Origin of the sequence: Streptomyces rhizosphaerihabitans, assembly GCF_025399795.1 — a bacterium.
GTDB lineage: Bacteria > Actinomycetota > Actinomycetes > Streptomycetales > Streptomycetaceae > Streptomyces > Streptomyces rhizosphaerihabitans.
In genome coordinates this window covers 59,966-79,770 of record NZ_JAODTZ010000021.1, presented here as the reverse complement: position 1 = coordinate 79,770, position 19,805 = coordinate 59,966, and the positions used below count along the sequence as shown (strand labels likewise).

At 70.9% G+C, this 19,805-nt stretch carries 15 protein-coding genes; 5 read left to right on the top strand and 10 right to left on the bottom strand.

Annotated elements, in window-relative coordinates; translation table 11 throughout:
• Window positions 1–42: 42 nt before the first annotated feature.
• Window positions 43–2,265: a catalase/peroxidase HPI gene (katG, locus tag N4G66_RS21850; RefSeq protein WP_261705837.1), complete on the bottom strand. Its 2,223-nt coding sequence runs from the start codon at window positions 2,263–2,265 to the stop codon at window positions 43–45.
• Window positions 2,266–2,860: 595 nt separating this feature from the next.
• Here katG and N4G66_RS21845 point away from each other — a divergent pair.
• Window positions 2,861–3,271, top strand: a complete 411-nt coding sequence (locus N4G66_RS21845; RefSeq protein ID WP_261705836.1) for a Fur family transcriptional regulator — start codon at window positions 2,861–2,863, stop codon at window positions 3,269–3,271.
• A 50-nt stretch (window positions 3,272–3,321) separates the two neighbouring features.
• Here N4G66_RS21845 and N4G66_RS21840 read toward each other — a convergent pair whose 3' ends face one another.
• On the bottom strand, window positions 3,322–3,666 hold the full coding sequence (locus tag N4G66_RS21840) for a helix-turn-helix domain-containing protein (RefSeq protein WP_449343316.1): 345 nt from the start codon (window positions 3,664–3,666) through the stop codon (window positions 3,322–3,324).
• 329 nt (window positions 3,667–3,995) lie between these two features.
• Between N4G66_RS21840 and N4G66_RS21835 the strand changes: the two genes are divergently transcribed.
• Window positions 3,996–5,642, top strand: coding sequence for a transposase (locus tag N4G66_RS21835; RefSeq protein WP_261705835.1), 1,647 nt, complete (start codon window positions 3,996–3,998; stop codon window positions 5,640–5,642).
• On the opposite strand, the gene N4G66_RS21830 is transcribed toward N4G66_RS21835, so the two are convergent.
• The gene (locus N4G66_RS21830; protein ID WP_315903674.1) at window positions 5,639–5,776 is read right to left on the bottom strand and encodes an FAD-binding protein; all 138 of its coding nucleotides are present in this window, start codon (window positions 5,774–5,776) and stop codon (window positions 5,639–5,641) included. The genes N4G66_RS21835 and N4G66_RS21830 overlap by 4 nt on opposite strands.
• Window positions 5,777–6,063: 287 nt before the next feature.
• Between N4G66_RS21830 and N4G66_RS21825 the strand changes: the two genes are divergently transcribed.
• Window positions 6,064–6,564, top strand: a complete 501-nt coding sequence (locus tag N4G66_RS21825; RefSeq protein WP_261705892.1) for a GNAT family N-acetyltransferase — start codon at window positions 6,064–6,066, stop codon at window positions 6,562–6,564.
• Here N4G66_RS21825 and ligA read toward each other — a convergent pair.
• Entirely contained in the window at window positions 6,552–8,636 is a 2,085-nt protein-coding gene (gene ligA / locus N4G66_RS21820) for an NAD-dependent DNA ligase LigA (protein ID WP_261705834.1), read from the bottom strand. The genes N4G66_RS21825 and ligA overlap by 13 nt on opposite strands.
• A 149-nt stretch (window positions 8,637–8,785) precedes the next feature.
• On the opposite strand from ligA, the gene N4G66_RS21815 reads away from it, so the two are divergent.
• Window positions 8,786–12,541: a S8 family peptidase gene (locus N4G66_RS21815; RefSeq protein ID WP_261705833.1), complete on the top strand. Its 3,756-nt coding sequence runs from the start codon at window positions 8,786–8,788 to the stop codon at window positions 12,539–12,541.
• A 90-nt stretch (window positions 12,542–12,631) separates the two neighbouring features.
• The gene (locus N4G66_RS21810) at window positions 12,632–13,606 is read left to right on the top strand and encodes a helix-turn-helix domain-containing protein (protein WP_261705832.1); all 975 of its coding nucleotides are present in this window, start codon (window positions 12,632–12,634) and stop codon (window positions 13,604–13,606) included.
• A 27-nt stretch (window positions 13,607–13,633) separates the two neighbouring features.
• Here N4G66_RS21810 and N4G66_RS21805 read toward each other — a convergent pair whose 3' ends face one another.
• From N4G66_RS21805 to N4G66_RS21780, 6 genes are all read right to left on the bottom strand, one after another.
• Complete coding sequence (locus tag N4G66_RS21805; protein WP_391858852.1) at window positions 13,634–14,008, bottom strand: ArsR/SmtB family transcription factor; 375 nt, start codon at window positions 14,006–14,008, stop codon at window positions 13,634–13,636.
• 250 nt (window positions 14,009–14,258) lie between these two features.
• On the bottom strand, window positions 14,259–14,633 hold the full coding sequence (locus tag N4G66_RS21800; RefSeq protein WP_261705830.1) for a hypothetical protein: 375 nt from the start codon (window positions 14,631–14,633) through the stop codon (window positions 14,259–14,261).
• Window positions 14,634–14,859: 226 nt separating this feature from the next.
• Window positions 14,860–16,863, bottom strand: a complete 2,004-nt coding sequence (locus N4G66_RS21795) for an acetoacetate--CoA ligase (RefSeq protein ID WP_261705829.1) — start codon at window positions 16,861–16,863, stop codon at window positions 14,860–14,862.
• A gap of 29 nt (window positions 16,864–16,892) precedes the next feature.
• Complete coding sequence (locus N4G66_RS21790; RefSeq protein WP_261705828.1) at window positions 16,893–17,474, bottom strand: RBBP9/YdeN family alpha/beta hydrolase; 582 nt, start codon at window positions 17,472–17,474, stop codon at window positions 16,893–16,895.
• Window positions 17,471–18,757, bottom strand: a complete 1,287-nt coding sequence (locus N4G66_RS21785; RefSeq protein WP_261705827.1) for an MFS transporter — start codon at window positions 18,755–18,757, stop codon at window positions 17,471–17,473. Before N4G66_RS21785 ends, N4G66_RS21790 begins: the two co-directional genes overlap by 4 nt.
• Before the next feature lie 98 nt (window positions 18,758–18,855).
• Window positions 18,856–19,764: a TauD/TfdA dioxygenase family protein gene (locus N4G66_RS21780; RefSeq protein ID WP_261705826.1), complete on the bottom strand. Its 909-nt coding sequence runs from the start codon at window positions 19,762–19,764 to the stop codon at window positions 18,856–18,858.
• Window positions 19,765–19,805: the final 41 nt, after the last annotated feature.

Below are 19,805 nucleotides of genomic sequence, written 5' to 3'. Positions count from 1 at the left end.
GTCCGGGCCGGCCCCGGTCGGGGCCGGCCCGGACACCGGATGTCAGACGAGGTCGAACCGGTCGAGGTTCATGACCTTGTCCCAGGCGGCCACGAAGTCGGTGACGAACTTCGCCCGGGCGTCGTCGCTCGCGTAGACCTCCGCGAGCGCGCGCAGCTCGGAGTTCGAGCCGAAGACGAGGTCGGCACGCGTGCCGGTCCACTTGATCTCGCCGGTGGCGTCGTCGCGGCCCTCGAAGGTGGTCGCGTCCTCGGACGTCGCCGTCCACGTCGTGCCCAGGTCGAGCAGGTTGACGAAGAAGTCGTTCGTCAGCGTCCCGGGGGTCCCGGTGAGGACACCGTGCGAGGAACCCTGGTGGGTCGCGCCCAGGGCGCGCAGACCGCCGACGAGGACGGTGAGCTCCGGCGCGCTCAGGGTCAGCAGGTTCGCCCGGTCGAGCAGCAGGTACTCGGCCGGCAGCCGGTTGCCCTTGCCGAGGTAGTTGCGGAAGCCGTCCGCGCGCGGCTCCAGCGCGGCGAAGGACTCCGCGTCGGTGTGCTCGTCCGTCGCGTCGACGCGGCCCGGGGTGAAGGGCACCTGGACGTCGTGACCGGCGTCCTTGGCGGCCTTCTCGACGGCGGCCACGCCGCCGAGGACGATCAGGTCGGCCAGCGAGACGTTCTTGCCACCGGCGTTGAAGTCACGCTGGACGCCCTCCAGCGTGCGCAGCACCGCCGCCAGCTGGTCGGGGTCGTTGGCCTCCCAGCCGCGCTGCGGCTCCAGACGGATGCGCGCGCCGTTGGCGCCGCCGCGCTTGTCGCTGCCGCGGAACGTCGAGGCCGACGCCCACGCGGTGGAGACCAGCTGCGAGACCGTCAGGTCCGAGTCGAGGATCTTCGCCTTGAGGGCGGTGATGTCCCCGGCGCCGATGACCTCGCCCTCCGCCTCCGGCAGCGGGTCCTGCCACAGCAGGGTCTCCTCGGGGACCTCCGGGCCGAGGTAGAGGGACTTCGGGCCCATGTCACGGTGGGTCAGCTTGTACCAGGCCCGCGCGAAGGCGTCCGCGAACTCGGCGGGGTTCTCGTGGAAGCGGCGGGAGATCGGCCCGTAGATCGGGTCGAGGCGCAGCGACAGGTCCGTCGTGAGCATCGAGGGGGCGATCTTCTTCGAGGGGTCGTGCGCGGCCGGGACGGTGCCATCGCCGGCGCCGTCCTTCGGCTTCCACTGGTTGGCGCCCGCGGGGCTCTGGGTCAGCTCCCACTCGTAGCCGAAGAGGATGTCGAAGAAGCCGTTGTCCCACTGGGTGGGTGCGGTGGTCCAGGTGACCTCCAGGCCGGAGGTGATGGCGTCGGCGCCCTTGCCGGTGCCGTACGTGCTCTTCCAGCCCAGGCCCAGCGCCTCGATCGGGGCGGCCTCGGGGTCGTCGCCGACGCTCTCCGCCGGGCCGGCGCCGTGGGTCTTGCCGAAGGTGTGACCGCCCGCGATCAGGGCGACCGTCTCCTCGTCGTTCATCGCCATGCGGCGGAACGTCTCACGGATGTCGCGGGCCGCGGCGATCGGGTCCGGGTTGCCGTTCGGGCCCTCGGGGTTGACGTAGATGAGGCCCATCTGGACGGCGCCGAGCGGGTTCTCCAGCTCACGGTCGCCCGTGTAGCGCTCGTCGTCGAGCCAGGTGGTCTCCGGGCCCCAGTAGACGTCCTCCTCGGACTCCCACACGTCCTCACGGCCACCGGCGAAGCCGAAGGTGTCGAAGCCCATCTGCTCCAGGGCCACATTGCCGGTGAGGATCATGAGGTCGGCCCAGGAGAGGCTCTGGCCGTACTTCTTCTTGACGGGCCACAGCAGTCGGCGGGCCTTGTCCAGGTTGCCGTTGTCCGGCCAGCTGTTGAGGGGGGCGAAGCGCTGCTGACCGGCACCGGCGCCGCCGCGGCCGTCGCTGATGCGGTAGGTGCCCGCGCTGTGCCACGCCATGCGGATCATGAAGGGGCCGTAGTTGCCGAAGTCGGCGGGCCACCAGTCCTGCGAGGTCGTGAGCACCTCGGCGATGTCCTGCTTCACGGCCGCGAGGTCGAGGGACTCGAAGGCCGCGGTGTAGTCGAAGTCCTCGCCGAGCGGGTTGGCCACGGCGGGGTTCTTGGCGAGGATCTTCAGGTTGAGCCGCTCCGGCCACCACTGGCGGTTTCCGCCGCCCTGGGTCGGGTGCGGGGCGCGCCCGTGCGCGACGGGGCAGCCGCCACCGGCCTCCGTTTTCGCGTCGGTGACGATCGCATCGTGGTTCTCAGACATGGGAATCCTTCCGGACGGGGCGGATCTCGGTACTCAGAGACTGCGAGTGGGGGAACAGCCGGGGCGGGGGCCCCGGTGGCCGGCCCCGGAACCATCGACGGAGCCGACGGGGAGGCCGTGGTCTTCGGACGGGAACAGGCAGCGTGCGCATTCGCCCGCACGGCCGGAGGCGGGGACGCGGTACACCGCTCGCAGCGGATCGGCTGGACCGGTCCGATGCGGGGTACGAGTCCCGCCACGGTGAGCGGACGGAGGGCCGTGCGCGGCGTGAGGGGAGGTGCGGCGCCGGGGCGGCACACCACGGCAGCGAGCGCGTCGTCGCCGAGGTGCCCCAGGGCTCCGGGAGGGTCCCGAGAAGCGTGTCACGGGCGGCCGTCACGCGCAGGCCGGCGCCGCGTGGCTCCACGGCGGTGGTCCCGACATCTCTGTCTCTCCTGCCCGTACTGAAGTCTTCCTGTCCCTTGCCAGTGCCAAAACCGATCCTACAATGGACAGAGTCCAAGTCAAGAAGGACGCCAAACCCGTATCCGATCGGACCCCTGGATGCGCACCGATAAACTGCGGATTCCCACTGATCCTGAAAAGGTGAACCGATATGAGTGACCTGCTGGAGCGACTGCGAGAGCGTGGCTGGCGGATGACCTCCCAGCGGCGTGTCGTTGCGGAGGTCCTCGACGGCGAGCATGTGCACCTCACGGCCGACGAGGTGCACGCCCGCGCGGCGGCACGGCTGCCCGAGATCTCCCGGGCGACCGTCTACAACGCGCTGGGGGAGCTGGTCTCCCTCGGCGAGGTCATCGAGGTCTCCACCGACGGCCGAGCCAAGCGCTACGACCCCAACGCCCACCACCCGCACCAGCACCTGGTGTGCTCCAGCTGTGGCACCGTCCGTGACGTCCACCCGACCGGCAACCCGCTGGCCGACCTTCCGGCGACGGAACGATTCGGGTTCACGGTGGCGGCTGTCGAGGTCACCTACCGGGGGCTGTGCCCTTCGTGCGCCTAAGCTCCGGGTCAGGATCCCGTCCGGCGGGCGACGGACTCGTCCGTGATCCGTCAGGCGGCGCCCGGTTCTGTGGCGGCGCGCTCCGCAATGCTGGCAGGAAGGGCGCGATGCCACGCTCGACGCGGCCTCGCGGGCCGGCTCCGGGCACGACCAGCGGGACGGCGGCGCGTCGGCCTCGGCCGGAAGCCTGCAGGCCGGCGCCTTGACCTGCGCAGCTTGCAGCGCGGTGGAAGCGGCGGCTGCCCGGGGCGCTTGCGGTCGGCCAGGCCCGGCGGGCCCAGGTCGGCGAACCGGCCCCGCCACGTACGCGCGGTGTCCACGTGCACTCCCACCTCAACGGCGATCCGCGCGTTGCACCTATCCCGAGCCGCCCGGAGCGCGATCTGCGCCCGCAGCCTGGCCCGGTACTCGGTCTTGTGGCCCCAGGCCGCACTGCTCCAACTCCCGTCCGGTCAAGCGTTCTTCCGGGCGCTTCTTCAACCGGTGGCGCTCGGCGGCGGTCATGTGCAGTCGGAGCCGCTCGCTGAAGGTGTCGTAGGGGTCGGCAACTGCTGCCCTTTGGCTGCGTGTGAGGGTGTTTGGGCGTGCATGGGTGAGTGTCGGTGACGTTTGTCTGTTTTGGGGTGCGGGCGGGAACGGGAGTTCTTGTCTCGAAGGGGTGACCTTTGCGGGTGGTGGTCGTTGGGTGGGGTGAGGGGATGTTCGCGGGGTGTTCGGGTCGGGGGTGAGCGGGTTGGGCGGTGCGGGTGGGTTGCGGGTGGTGGGGGCGTCGTTCGTGGTGCCCGGCCCGTCGGGTGTCGCGGTCCGGGACCGGCTCAGGGGTCTGACCGCCCAGGACGAGACGGTGCTGCGGCTCGTCGGTGACCATCTGGGCACGTTGGCGTCGGGGGATCTGAAGGTGCGGTGCGCGGCCGGTCTGGAGCACGACAACAAGGCATGGGCGTCCCGCAAGCGGGAGCTGACCGGGCTGTCCTCGTCGCGGTGGGCGGGATCGCTGACGAAGGCCACGCATGATCAGTGGGCGCTGGCCCGGCGCGGCCAGGCCGCACACATCCGGCAGCTCGAAGCCGCGGTGCGGACGATCCGGCACCGGCTGTCGTTGCCTCTCGGCGAGAAGGGCAGCAAGCGGGCGGCGGGTGGTTACCGGAGTCGGCGGGAGTGGCATGCCAAGACGCGTCGCCTGCACGTGTTGGAGGATCGGCTGGCTGCTGCCAGGGCCGACTGGGCGGCCGGCCGGGTGCGGGTGGTGCGGGGCGGAAAACAGCTGCTGAACACTCGCCACCACCTGGAACAGGCGCAGCTCACCGAGGAGCGGTGGCGTGCCCGGTGGGAGGCGTCGCGCCGGTTCCTGCAGGCGGACGGCGAGTCCGGGAAGCGGTACGGCAACGAGACCATCCGCATCGGCCCCGACGGCGAGGTCAGCATCAAACTCCCGGCCCCGCTCGCCCACCTGGCCAACACGGCGCACGGCCGCTACGTCCTCACCGCGCGGGTGTCGTTCGCGCACCGGGGCGAGACATGGCGCGACCGCGTCGGGGCGAACCGGGCGGTGGCCTATCGCATCCACGAGGACGCCGGTGGTCGGCGCTGGTACCTGACCGCCTCCTGGACCATCCCACCCGCCCAGACCGTGCCCCTGACCGCCGTCCGGGCAGGCGGCCTGATCGGCGTCGACACCAACGCCGACCACCTCGCGGCCTGGCGGCTGGACCAGTATGGCAACCCGGTCGGCACCCCGCGCCGCTTCGACTACACCCTGTCCGGCACCGCCGACCACCGCGACGCCCAGGTACGCCACGCCCTGACCCGCCTGCTCCACTGGGCCACACGCCACCGCCTGGCGATCGCCGTCGAGGACCTCGACTTCACCGCGGAAACGACGCGGGAGAAACACGGCCGACGCAAGAAGTTCCGCCAGCTGATCTCCGGCATGCCCGTCGCCCGGCTGCGCGCCCGCCTGGTGTCGATGGCCACCGAGCTCGGCATCCCGCTGGTCGCGGTCGACCCCGCCTACACCTCCCGCTGGGGCGCCCAGCACTGGCAGAAACCCCTCACCAGCACCACCAGGAACACCACCCGCCACGACGCTGCCGCCGTGGCCATCGGAAGGCGCGCCCTGGGGCATCCGGTCAGGCGTCGGACGGCACCGCCCCGTACCCACCAGAGCGATGGGTACGGGCATCGGACCGTCCAGGCCGGACCGGGCTCCCCGGGGCGTGAGGAAACCCGCCCCCGCATTCCCGGACCACGGACACGATCCGTGCCGCCCGGACGCGGAGCGAACGCGGGCAACCAGAACGCCCAACACCGTCCGGGGCGTTCGACTGAGCACGGATCCTGGCAACAGGACCCACTCCCGCTCAGTCTCTAGGAACGGTTGACCAGCGTCACTCGCAGGTTTCTGCGTTTCCTGGTGCGGGCCGCGAGCTGGATCGCGGCGGAGAGCCCGGCGTAGCCGGCGCCCAGGACCAGGACCTCGTGCTGTTGCGCTGCTGTCGCGTTCATCGCTCTGCTGTCTCTTTCGTGTCGGTCGTTCCCGCTGTGCGGACCACCACCAGACGCAAGCTTCCCTTCCGTTCGTGACATGGGGTCGATGTGGGCCACGTCACATCGAGAGCGGAGAGCGTGCGCGGCATCAGCACTCCGAGCACGACCGGCTCCGGAGTCAACCCTCGAAGGACTCCGGAGCCGACCTCTAAGCTTCCGCCGTGAACGACACCACACAGGGCACAGCACAGGACATCACGCGGGAGATACGGATCAGGCCGGGCGGCCCGGCCGACGCGCAGGCCATGCTGGACATGCTCGACGCGGCGGTGGTCTGGATGAACGGCCGCGGCAACACCGAGCAGTGGGGCACTACCCCGTACTCGCGGACGTCGGGCGGCGCGGAGCGGGTCCATCGGTACATGACCGAGTGCGCCCCCTACATCGCGGAGTCGGACGGAACACCCGTCGGAGCCATGGTGCTGGACTCCGGGCCCAGCCCGCAGATGCCGATCGAGCCCGCGGGGGAACCCGAGCGGTACGTCCGGCTCCTGGTGTCCGACCGGCGCTACGCCGGCCGGGGCATCGGGGCGGCGCTGCTGGCCCACGCCGCCGAGGAGACCCGGCGGGCCGGCGTCGAATTGCTGCGGGTCGACTGCTGGGCGGGCGGCGGGGGCGAACTGGTCGCGTTCTACGAGCGCCAGGGATTCACCCCCACCGACCCCTTCCTGTCCGGGACCTGGCCGGGCCAGGTACTGGCCCGGCGGATCGGCCCACCGCACGGCCGGAGCGATCAGGTGAGGTAGTCGGCGACCAGGGTGGCGAACTCCTCCGGTGCCGCGAGTCTGATCCCGAGGGTCTCGGCCTTGGCGCGCTTGGATCCCGCGCCCTCGCCGGCGACGACCAGGGTGGTCTTCTTCGACACGCTGGAGGAGGAACGCCCACCGGCGCGCTCGATGAGCTCGTTCATCTGGTTGCGGCTGAGCTGCTCCAGCGCTCCGGTCATCGCACCGGTGACCACCACCGTCATCCCGGCCAGCGGCCCGCCCGCGGCTTCGCCGCCCTCCGTGTTCGGGTCGTCCTCGCCGGCCGGGGCGGGCGGGGTGGCGCCGGGCTCGGTCATGTTGACCCCTGCGGCGACGAGCTTGTCGATGAGCGGGGCGAGTTCGGCCAGCTCGGCGACGATCGACGGGGCCTTCTCGGTGCCGATGCCCTCGACCCGCTGCATCGTTTCCGCATCCGCCGCGCGCACCAACTCCATGGTGGCGAAGTACCGGGCGATGCGCCGGGACATGGAACGGCCGGTGCCGCGCACACCGAGCGCGCACAGCACCCGCGACAGAGGCTGGCCCTTGGCCGCCTCGATCGCCGCGAGGAGGTTGTCGGTGCTGGTCTCGCCCATGCGCTCCAGACCGAGGAGCTGGTCCCGGGTCAGGCTGAACAGATCCGCGAGATCGGCGGCCAGACCGGCCTCGACGAGCTGGACGACCCGCGTGTGGCCGAGGCCCTCGATGTCGAGCTGGTCGCGGCCGGCGGCGTACGAGAGCGCGGCGACCAGATGGCAGTTGCGGCCCTGCTCGCAGCGCCAGCGCTGCTCGCTCGTGTCGATGGCGGATCCGCAGTTCGGGCACGTCTCGGGGAAGACGATGGACTGTTCCTCGCCCGTGCGCAGATGGGCCACGGGCGCCTCGATGCGCGGGATGACGTCTCCGGCACGGTGGACCATCACATGGTCGCCCAGCCGCAGATCGCGACGGGTGATGTCCGCCGGGTTGTGGAGGGTGGCGTACGTGATGGTCGAACCGTCGATCTCGACCGGCTCCAGCACGGCGCGCGGGGCGATGATGCCCGTACGGCCGACGTTCCACTCCACCGCCAGCAGCCGGGTGATCTTCTCGACGGCCGGGAGTTTGTAGGCGATCGCCCAGCGCGGCGCGCGTGAGCCGGACCCGGCGGACCGCTGGTCGGCGGCCAGGTCGGCCTTGACGACGATCCCGTCGATCCCGAACGGCAGCTCGGCGCGCAGTGCCCCGATCTCCTGGACGCGGGCGAGGACCTGCTCGGCGGTCGCCGCCGTGATGCCGGGGACGGCGGTGCCGGCGGTGGTGTTCACGCCCAACTCGGCGGCCCGTGCCATGAGTTCGCTGTGCGCGAGCTCGCCCAGCCGGGCGGCCTCATCGGCCTCGGTGCCGGACACCGGCAGCAGGCCGTAGCCGAAGAAGGTCATCGGAACGGTGTAGGCGCGCTCCTTGGCGCGCAGGGTGCCCGCCGCGGCGTTGCGCGGGTTCGCGAACGGCTGCCCGCCGTGCGCGGTGCGCACCTCGTTGGCGTGCTCGAACTGGGCCGTCGTCATGAGGACTTCGCCGCGCGCCTCCAGCGTGAGAGGCTCGGTGAGCTCGCCGGGGAGGCCCTCGATCGTTCCGATCGCGTGCGAGACGTCCTCACCGGCCGTCCCGTCCCCGCGCGTGACCAGCTGCGTGAGCCTGCCCTGGCTGTAACGCGCGGCGATGGCCAGGCCGTCGAGCTTCGGCTCGACGCTGAAGTGCTCCACCTCGTGACCGATCCGCCGGGCCAGCGACACCGTCCAGGCGGTGAACTCCTCGGGCGAGAACACATTGTCCAGGCTCAGCATCGCCACCGTGTGCGGGACATCTCCCTCGACGGCGCCGCCCGCGACCTTCCCGGTCGGCGAGTCGGGCAGCACCTGATCGGGATGTCCGGCCTCCCACGCGGCGATGCCACGCACGAGCCGGTCGTACGCGTCGTCGTCCAGCACCGACGTGCCGCCCTCGTAATAGGCGGCCGACGCCTTCAACGCGTCCTCGACCGCCTGCGCGTAGGCGACGGCATCCACGATCACTGCGACTGGTGTTGTCATACCCGTCATCCTGCCTGCCACCACTGACAATGCCCTCCCGCCGACCCGCTCGCCCCGGCAGGGTCCCGCTGGCACATGTGAGACGTGGCGCTTTGGTGCCAGCCGCCGGGCGTTCCCCCCGCCCGGCGCGGCCCGGTAGGACCTAGGCCATGATTTCCCTCATACCGCGCCGCCCACGAGGCAGGCGGGCCCTCGCGGCAGCGGCGGCCGTCGCCGCCGTCGTCACCACCCTCACCGGCCAGGCGGGCGCCGCGAACAGCGCGCCCACGGCTCCCGTCGCCCCGTCCCGCACCGGCGCCGACCGCACCGTCACGCTGATCACGGGGGACGTGGTCAAGGTGATGGACCTCGGCGCGGGCAAGCACGCGGTCGACGTACGACGGCCGCGCGGCGCCACCGGCGGAGTCCGCACCGAGACGGTCGGCAGCGACCTCTACGTCTACCCGGACGAGGCGCTGCCCTACCTCGCCGCGAACCGTCTCGACCGCCGCCTCTTCGACGTCACCGCGCTCATCGAGCAGGGTTACGACGACCAGCACAGCGCCGGACTTCCGCTGATCCTCGGCTACCGCGACAAGGTGGCCGCGACGCCCACCGGCACCACTAAGGTGCGGTCGCTGAAGAGCGTCAACGGCACCTCCGTCCGGGCGTCCAAGAAGCAGGCCAGGAAGCTGTGGAGAGCGGTCGCCACGGACACCCCCGCGCAGCGGCCCTCGCTGAAGGGCGGTCTGTCCAAGATCTGGCTGGACGGCCGTGTCAAGGCCCAACTCCACGACAGCACCGCGCAGATCGGCGCGCCGGCCGCCTGGAAGGCCGGTCTCGACGGCAAGGGCGTCAAGGTCGCCGTGCTCGACACCGGTGCCGACAGCCATCACCCGGACCTGGCCGGCCGGATCAGCAGCGCGGTCAGTTTCGTACCCGGCGAATCCGCCGAGGACGGGCACGGACACGGGACCCACACCGCGTCCACCGTGGGCGGCAGCGGAGCCGCCTCCGACGGAGCCGAGAAGGGGGTGGCGCCCGGCGCCGACCTGCTGGTCGGCAAGGTCCTCGCCAATGAGGGCTACGGAGACGACTCCTGGGTCATCGCAGGTATGGAATGGGCGGTGGACCAGGGCGCCAAGGTGGTGAGCATGAGTCTGGGCGGCTCCGAGCCCACGGACGGCACCGACCCGATGAGCGAGGCCCTGGACCGGCTCAGCGAGAAGAGCGGGGCGCTGTTCGTCGTCGCCGCGGGCAACACGGGCATGGAAGCGTCCATGAGCGCCCCGGGCGCCGCCGACGACGCGCTGACCGTGGCCGCGGTGGACTCCGGCGACCAGCTCGCGGACTTCTCGACACGAGGCCCGCGCTACGGCGACTACGCCCTCAAGCCGGACATCGCAGCACCCGGCGTCGACATCCTCGCCGCGAAGGCCGGCGGCAGCGCCGACAGCGGCTGGTACCAGACCATGAGCGGCACCTCGATGGCCACGCCGCACGTGGCGGGCGCGGCCGCGATCCTCGCCGAGGAACACCCGGACTGGACCGCGCCCCGGCTGAAGGACGCGCTGATGAGCACCTCCAAGGAGCTCACCGGCCTGAGCGCCTACCAGGTCGGCGCGGGCCGGGCCGATGTGGCGGCCTCCGTCGACGCCACCGTGACCGCCACCGGTTCGGCGTACTTCGGCTTCGACGCCTGGCCGCACAGCGGCCCGGAGACCGTCGACCGCACGCTCACCTACCGCAACACCGGTGACACCGCCGTCACCCTGAAGCTCGCCCTCGCCGCCTCCGTGGCCGGCGGCCCCTACGACGTCGACCCGGGCGCGGACGCCGGAAACCCCGCCCCCGACGGGATGTTCTCGCTCTCCGCCGACTCCGTGACCGTCCCCGCGCACGGCACCGCCACCGTCACCGCCAGCGCGCGGCCCGGCCTCGGCGCGAACGGCCGCCGCTACCTCGGACAGGTGTCCGCGAGCGACGCGTCGGACGAGGTGCGCGCCCGCACCCAGGTCGGGCTCTACCGGGAGGAGGAGCGCTACTCCCTCGACGTCCAGCTCAAGGACCGCTCCGGCGAACCGGCCTCCGGATACGTCCAGTTGCAGCGCTTCGGCACCGACGCCGAACCGCAGTTCGTCCCCGTCGGTGCGACCGGCGAGGCGACCGTACGCCTCCAGGCGGGCACCTACAGCGCCCTGAGCTACCTCGACGTGACCGGCAGCCACGGCCCCGACTCGCTCGGCATGGCGCTGCTCGGCGATCCGGAGATCGTCCTCGACCACGACCGGAAGCTGGTCCTCGACGGCAGCAGGACCCGTGAGGTCACCGCGGAGGTGCCGCGCAGGACCGAGGACCGGATGCTCTACATGAACTGGTACCGCTCGGACGGCGGAATCAGCACCGTGGACTCCGAGTACCTGCTTCCGCCCACCTACGACAGCATGTTCGTGCTGCCCACGCGGAAGGTGACACAGGGCACCTTCGAGTACGAGACGCGCTGGCGCAAGGCGTACCCGCTGCTCTCGCTGAGCCACGAGGGCAAGGCTCTCACCCCCCTCGGGCAGGCCGGATCCGCCTTCTACGACGGCCACAAGCGGCTGGACGTGGTGTACGCCGGATCCGGCACCCCAGCCGACTACGCGGGGCTGCGCGCCAAGGGCAAGGCGGTGCTGGTGACCCGTTCCGACGACGTCACCGGTGCGCAGCGAGCGCAGGCGGCGGCCGACAACGGAGCCGCCCTCCTGCTCGTCGTGAACGACCAGCCCGGCAAGCTCCTCGAATGGGTCGGTACCGACGAGGGCGGCTACAGCGCCGTCCCGGTCGCCTCGCTGACCGCGCGTGAGGGCGCCCCCCTCGTCAAGCAGGCCCAGCGCGGCACCCTGCGCCTGAACGTCGAGGGTGCGCCCAACTCGCCGTACGTGTACGACCTCGTCGACCCGCACCCGGGCCGGATTCCCGACACGGGCCTCACCTACCGGCCGCACGCGTCCGAGCTGGCCGTCGTGGACATGCGCTTCCACGGCACCACCAAGTACCCCAGCGGTGAATACCGTTGGGACTACCGCCCCTACCGCAGCTACGCCGTGGGCTTCCCGCTGCGCACGGACATGCCCACCACACGCACCGACTACCTCTCGGCACAGCCGGGCACCTCGTGGGCCGAGGACTCGATCACCGGGCCGAACCTGGCCATGGAGTCACGCGGTGGAATGATCACCTACAAGGCCGGCAAGCGGGTCACCAGCGACTGGTTCGCCCCGATCGCGCATCCGCGCAACGGCAGCGGCTTCTGGTGGTCGGAGCGGCAGCAGGGGTTCCTGTCCTTCAACATCCAGCCCTGGACGGACAACGGTCTCGACCACGGCGGTTACATGCAGGACGGCAACGACAGTCTGGACTTCAAGGTGTACCAGGACGGTGAACTGGTGAAGACCTCCGCCTGGGCATCGGCGACGCTGTACCCGGTGCCGACCGTGTCCAGCACCTACACCCTGGACCTGCGCGCCGAACGCGACGCGGGCGCCTACCGGTTGTCGCCCCGCACCCACACCGTGTGGAAGGTGAGATCGGCGCCGGTGACCGATCCGATGGAGATCGACCGGATGGCGCTGATGCAGCTGGACTACGGCGTCGTCACCGACCTCGCGGGCGACGCGCGGGGCGGCCGGCAGACCCTCGGCCTGACCGGCGGACATCTGCCGGACGCGGCGGGGGCCGGACGGGTCGCGGGCGCGGCACTGTCCGTCTCCTACGACGACGGCCGCCACTGGCGTCCGGTCCACCTGGACCGTACGGCCACGGGCCACTGGACCGCCCGATTCGATGCCCCGCACCACGGATTCGTGTCTCTCAAGGCCCGCACTTGGGACGATGCGGGCAACAGCGTCACGCAGGAGGTGACACGGGCCTACGGCTTGAAGTAGACCTTGGCGGAACCGTGAGATCGGGCAGGCCCCGGGCGTTCGCAGCCCGGGGCCCGTCCGGCTTCACCCGCCGACTTCAAGGAGTGGCCCATGCTCGCCGCGCTCGGTCTCGGCCCGGCCGAGGAGGAGATCTACCGCCTCCTGGTGGCCCGTGGACGGGCCACCGTCCATGAGCTGGCGGCCGACGGCGGCCGCCCCGAGTCCGAGGTGCGTGAAATCCTCACGGCCATGGCCGGGCGCGGCCTTGTCGTCCCCCAGGCGATCGAGGGCGCGGCCACCCTGTTCGCGGCGGCGCCCCCCGCGGTCGCGCTGGGTGGTGAACTGCGGAGGCGCCGCGACGAGTTGAGCGCGGCGGAGCACGCGGTGCTCGCCCTCGCGGAGCAGCACCGCACGGGTGCCGAGGGCGGCGCCGTGGAGGTGATCAGCGAGATCGACGCGGTACGGCACCGGTTCAGACAGCTCCAGGAGTCCGCCCGGTACGAGGTGCGGTCGATGATGGTGCCCGAACTCTCCGTCGTCCCGAGCAGTGCCAACGCCGCGGAGCGGGCCGGCGTCCGCCGTGGCGTGCAGTACCGGACGATCGTGCATCGGGAGGCGCTGACCGAGCCCGGCATGGTCGCCCAGGCGCTCGCCGACCTGGCGGCCGGACAGCGGATCGGGGTCGCCGACGCCGTTCCGGTCAAACTCATCATCGCGGACCGTGAACTGGCGATGCTTCCCCTGTACAGAGGCCGCAATACTGCGGCGGCCTCTGTGCTGGTGCACGCCGGAGGGCTGCTGGAGGCGCTGGTCGCCTACTTCGAGCTGGCCTGGGAGCAGGCCTATCCGCTGTCGCCGCATACGACGGGCGACGGCCTCGCCGAGCAACGCCCGGACGCCATAGACGAGTTCGACGCCCGGATGCTCGCCCTGGTCCTCGCGGGACTCACCGACCAGGCGGTCGGCGCGCGCCTCGGCGTCTCCCGTCGCACGGTGCAGCGGCGCATCGGTGAACTCATGGCGCGGGCAGGCGCGGAGAGCCGCATCCAGCTCGGCTGGCACGCCGCGCGCAAGGGCTGGGCCTGACGGGCCGCCCGGCGGTCGCTCTGGGCGTCAGTGTCCCCGGACGGCGGGTGAGGGGCGCGCGGATCGGGTGACGACGAGGTCCGGGTCGCGCGGACCCGGGGGCAGGCCCGTGTCGAGGTCGGCCTGGCGCAGTTCGGCCAGCAACTCGGTCTGCCCGGAGAGCAGTTCGGTGAGGATGCGACGGGCGGCGCGCAGGAGTTCGGCGACATCGCCGCCGGCCAGCGCGTAACTGACGGTGGAGCCCTCGCGGATGGACACCACGATTCCCGAGCGGCGCAGTACGGCCAGTTGCTGCGAGAGGTTGGAGGGTTCGATCTCGATCTCGTTGAGCAGGTCGCGCACCGAGACGGGGCCGCTCTGCAGCAGTTCCAGGACCCGGATGCGCACAGGGTGTCCGAGCATGCGGAAGAACTCGGCCTTGGCCTGATAGAGGGGGACCTGCCTGGTCAAATCGTTCGCTCCCTGCCGCCTGGGACGGGCTGTTTCTCCGGCTGGTGCGGTGGCTGTCTGCGCGCCTGCCGCGAGCGGTGCCGTAAGGACCGATCCTCTCGGCTCCACCTCCGCACGCCCACGGGATTGACTTGATCTGGATGTACCTAAATGAAGAAGTCTTCAAGTCGTGGGCATGCGAAGGCGCGGAGAAGGTGGCTGTCTATACCTCTAGTTCGGCCTCGATGCGTGCGAGTTGGTGACGCGCCATGGCCAGGTTGGAGGTCGCCTTGTTGAGCACCAGGTACAGGAACAGCCCGTTGCCGTCACGGCTCTTGAGCGGCCGGAGGAGGTGGTACTGGTCCGCGAGCGTGATCAGTACGTCTTCGATCTTGCTCTTGAGGCCGAGGTGCTCCATGGTGCGCACCTTGGCCCGGATCACGTCGGTGTTGCCCGCCGCCGCGACAGACAGGTTGAGTTCCTTGCTGCCCCCCAGCGTGCCCAGTGCCATGCCGCTCGTGTAGTCGACGAGAGCGACGCCCATCGCGCCCTCGATGGACGTCATGGTCTCCTTGAGGGAGATCTCCACATTTGCCATACCGATGTCTCCTCCTGGTCACTGCGCGGGCGGAGGAGTTCCCGCCCGGTCAGTGACCAGGACCCTACGTACCGTCCGCGGTGGGCAGCCGAGTTGTTTCGGGACTGGCGGAAGGAGCATCGAAATGCCCGCCGACGCATGCTCTATTGATCACTGTTGTGCGGTCGGTGACCATGGATGCCGGACCTGGGGGAGGGTCGGTGGCCGTGCGGTCGGCGGGCAGGGCTCACCCGTCGGCCAAGGGCCGTGACGCTGCCGTGCGCGTCGCGAAGTCCGCGAACCAGGTCAGCATTTCGGGGTGGGTGATGGATCCTTCGCTGCTGACGTCGGAGCTTCGGGCACCCTGGAGGATGCGCTTGACCGGGACCTCGAGCTTCTTGCCGGTGAGGGTGCGCGGGACGGCGGGGACCGGCACGATCGCGTCGGGCACATGGCGCGGGGACAGCCGGCTCCTGATGGCCGTGGCGATCCGCCGGCGCAGGCCGTCGTCGAGCGTGCTGCCCTCGGCGGGCACGACGAACAGCGGCATGAAGTAGTCGCCGTCCGGCTTCTCCATACCGATGACGAGACTGTCGGCGATCTCCGGGAGCTGGTCGACCACGGCGTAGATGTCGGCGGAGCCCATGCGGACGCCCGAGCGGTTCAGGGTGGAGTCGGAGCGGCCCGCGACGACGACCGACAGGTCGGTGTCGATCGTGACCCAGTCGCCGTGCCGCCAGATTCCGGGGTAGGTGTCGAAGTAACTGGCCCGGTAGCGGGCGCCGTCGGAGTCGCCGACGAAGCGGAGCGGCATGGACGGCAGCGGCGCGGTCACCACCAACTCGCCCTGTTCGCCCGTCAGGGGGTGTCCCTGAGCGTCCCAGGAGGCCAGGGCGACGCCGAGTGCGGGCGCCTGGATGCGGCCCACGCGGACCGGCAGCAGCGGGGTGCTTCCCGCGAGGACCGAGCAGACGTCCGTACCGCCGCAGATGGACTGGAGCCGCGCTCCGGGCGTCAGCCGGTCGTGGACCCAGCGCCAGGTGCTGGGCGGCAGGGTCGACCCGGTCTGCAGGACGGTGCGCAGTCTGTCGAGTCCGAACATGTCCGCGGGACGTGAGTCCGCCTTCTCCCCGGCGGTGAGATACGCGGCGCCCAGGCCGACCACGGTGGCGCCGGTCCACTCGGCGATCCTCCAGGCGCCGTCGATGTCGGGATAGGTCGGGCTGCCGTCGTACAGGATGACGGTGCTGCCGTGCAGCAGCCCGCCGACCAGGAAGTTCCACACCATCCAGCTGGTGGAGGTGATGAAGAGATAGCGGTCGTCGGCGCGCAGATCGACGCCCAGACCCAGCGCCTTGAGCAGTTCGACGACGATGCCGCCGTGCCCCTGGACGATCCCCTTCGGTATGCCCGTGGTTCCCGACGACCACAGGATCCACAACGGGTGGTCGAAGGGCACGTCGGCGAATTCCAGCGGCTCGTCGGCCGTCGGCAGCGTCGCCCAGGCGTGCTGTTCGACGTCGGGCCGCGCCGACCACGGGTCGGTGGGGGCAGGGAAGAGGCTGTCGACGGCCAGGATGTGGCGGACGGTGGGCAGGCCGTCCGCGAGCTCGGCGACCTCCGGGCGCTTGTCGTAGGTCTTGCCGCCGTAGCGGTATCCGTCCGCGGCCACGAGGACCGTCGGCTGCGCCTGTTGGAGCCGGGCGAGCACGCTGGGCGTGCCGAAGTCCGGGGAGCAGGCCGTCCATACGGCACCGACGGCGGCCGAGGCCAGCAGCGCCACGACGGTCTGCCGGAGGTTGGGGAGGTAGCCGGCCACGCAGTCGCCGGGCCGCACGCCCATGCGGCGCAGGGCCGCGGCGACGTCGGCGACCTGCCGGCGCAGTTCGTGCCAGGAGGTGTCCTCGGGAGTGCCGCCCTCGGTCAGGCAGACGAGCGCGGGGCGCGCGTCCGTGGCCTGGGCGAAGCAGCGTTCGGCGAAGTTCAGCCGGGCGCCTGGGAACCAGACGGCGCCGGGCATCGACGCCTCGCCCAGTACCTCGTCGTAGTCGGTGACCGCGTCCAGCCCGTAGAACTCCCACACCGCCGACCAGAATCCGGCGAGGTCGGTGGAGCTCCACCGCCACAGCTCGGCGTAGTCGGAGAAGTGGAGCCCCCGTTCCTCGCTCACCCACTCCATGAAGCAGGCGACGTTGGAGTCCTCCAACTCACGGCGACCGGGGGACCACAGCAGGTCGGTGTCGGTGTTCATCGGTTGCCTTCCTGGGCTGGACGCGGCGTTCAGCCGGTTTTCTCTACTTCACGGAGCAGGTCTTCCGCGCGCGGCCAAGGACCGTAGCCGGACGCGGGGTTGAGATGGCCGACCTCGCCGAGGTCCACCAGAGCGCTGCCCCAGTCGCGGGCCAGTTCCGTGACCCGCTCGGCCGTGCCGAGGGGGTCGTTCGAGCTGGCCGCGACGACGCTGGGGAAGGGCAGCGGCTTCCGGGGCACCGGTGTCCAGCCGTTCTCGCCGAGCACCTCGGGGGCCGGATAGCCCTCGGGCAGCGGGGTGTCGAAGTCAGGCGGTGTCGCGAGCAGCGCTCCGCGCACCTGTGCCGTGCTTCCCTGGGCCCAGTGGACCGTGGTGATCACACCGGCGCTGTGCGCGACGAGGACGACGGGGCCCTCGATCTCCGAGACCACCTTGTCGAGCGCCGCCACGCGGGCCTCGCGGCTCAGGGCGTCCTCGGTGAGCGGCGGGACGGTGCGGACGGTGCGCCCGGCCTCGGCCAGCCGGTCCGCCAGGAGGGTCTGCCAGTGCTCCGCGACATGATCGCGCAGTCCGGGGACGATCACGATCACCGGTTCGGTGGTGGCGCTCATGCGGACACCACCGCGTCCTCCGGTTCCGCCGCCGGGACGGGGCTGCTCGTCAGACGGCTCAGATCACGCTCGTAGAAGTGGCGGCCGATCAGGAAGGCGACGGTGGCGGCGACCGCCGTGAGCGGGATGACCCGCAGGGCGCCGAGCAGTCCCATGTGGTCGGCGAGCGCGCCGGTCACGGCGGGCCCGGGAGCCAGCCCGAGCAGGCTGTTGGCGAGCGTCAGGGTGGCGAAGGCCGTCGCGGAGATGGACGCGGGGGTCAGGTTGGCCACCATGGCGGTCGCGGGACCGGCCGTGCCGGCCGACAGCAGGGCTCCGGCCGCCAGCGCCGCGAGCTGGAGGGGGCCGGTCGGCAGCTGGAACGCGCTCATGAGCAGGACGAGGGAGCCGATGCTGCACGCGATGGCGACAGCCCATTTGCGGATGGGGAAAGCCCGGCATATGCGGTCCGAGACGATGCCGCCGCCGATCATGCCGATGCCGATGACGAGGACGAAGATCCCGGCCGTCGCGCCCGCCTTGGCGGTGGGCATGTCGTAGTAGCGGTTGAAGAAGCTGGGCAGCCAGGCCATGAGGGAGGCGGCGATGAAGAGCTGGAGACCACTGCCGATGTACGCGCTGATCACCGAGACCGAGGAGAACAGCCGGGGCAGCAGCACGCGCAGTCTGCCGCGTGGTCCGGGATCGGTTTCGGCGTCGGTGGAACCGGCCTCCGGCGTCAGCTTCTTCTCGGTGACCACGAAGCCGTAGACCGCGGCCAGAACCAGGCCGAAGATGCCCATGACGCCGAACGCCCAGCGCCAGCCGAGGTGTTGGGCGACGGCGCCGCCGATCGATATGCCCAGGACCGATCCGAAGGCGCCGCCCGCGATGAAGGCACCGGAGAGGGTGGCGCGCAGGCCGATCGGGAAGATGCTCAGGACGACGGCGATGCCGACACTTCCGTACGCCGCCTCACCGATGCCGACGAAGAGCCGGCCGACGAACATCTGGTCGTAGCTCGCGGACACCGCGCAGCCGAGGGTCGCCACGCTCCACATCGACGCGGCGAGCAGCAGGCTCTTCACCCGGCCCCACCGGTCGGCCATCAGCGACATGGGGAAGGTGAGCACACCGACCATGAGAGCGACGACGCCGCTGAGCGAACCGAGCTTGGCGTCCGTGAGGAGCCACTCGCTCTTGAGCATGGGGAAGACGGCGTTGAGGACCTGCCGGGACATGTAGTCGGACAGCAGCAGGCCGAAACTGAGGGCGAAGACCACCCAGGCATAACGTCGGGTCACGGGCCATTCGGACGAGGCGGTCGTGTTCGTCTCGGGAATGGACCCAGCAGTGGTGTGCAACTCCATTGTCATCACCTCACGCGCTTGGAGGAACGGGGTTAGAACGGTCTGTCGCCGATGATTCCGGCGCGCTCCATCCGGCGGACGGCGGGCCAGTAGTCCTGTACGGCGTAGTGCTGGGTGGAGCGGTTGTCCCAGATGGCGACACTGTTCGGGGTCCAGCGCCAGCGCACCTGGTACTCCGGGATCGCGGCCTGGCCGATGAGGTAGTTGAGCAGGAGACTCGCGCCGGGGGCGAAGTCCTGTCCGAACCGCACGTTCGCGGGCGTGTGGTAGTTGACGAAGTGGGTGGTGAACGCGTTGACGAAGAGGATCTCCTCGCCGGTCTCCGGGTGGACGCGCACCACCGGGTGCTCCGCGTCCGGGAACCGCTCCTTGAGGGCGTGCCGCTTCTCCTGCGGCATGGCGGCGCCGAACGTGGCCTCGATGCTGTGCCGGGCCCGCAGGCCACGGATCTTGGTGCGGATCTCCTCGGGCAGCCGGCGGTACGCCTCGGCCATGTTGACCCAGATCGTGTCCCCGCCGACGGGGGGCCCTTCGATGCAGCGCAGTACGGCGCCCATGGGTGGGCGCTCGCGCCACGTGGCATCGGTGTGCAGGGCTCCCTCGTACGACTCCGCCGGGCTGTCCAGGTCCTTGTAGATCCGCACCAGGCCCGGGTTCTCGGGGTCGCTGCCGGCCACCGGGTGGTCCTCCAGCGCGCCGAAACGCTCGGCGAAGGCGACGTGTTCGGCGCGCGTGATGTCCTGGTCCCGCAGGAACAGCACCTTGTACTGGAGCAGCAACGCCCTGATCTCGTCGAAGAGGTCGTCGTCGCGTGCGGCGTCGCCGAGGTTCACGCCGGACAGTTCCGCGCCGATGGTACAGGTCAGCGGTTCGACCCTGATCGAGCCGCGGTTGTGGGCGCGGACCGGGGCGCCCTCGGGGGGAGCGAGCGTGTGTTCCATGGTGCTTCCTCCTGGAGAGAGTGGAGTTGAACCGCGGGGGA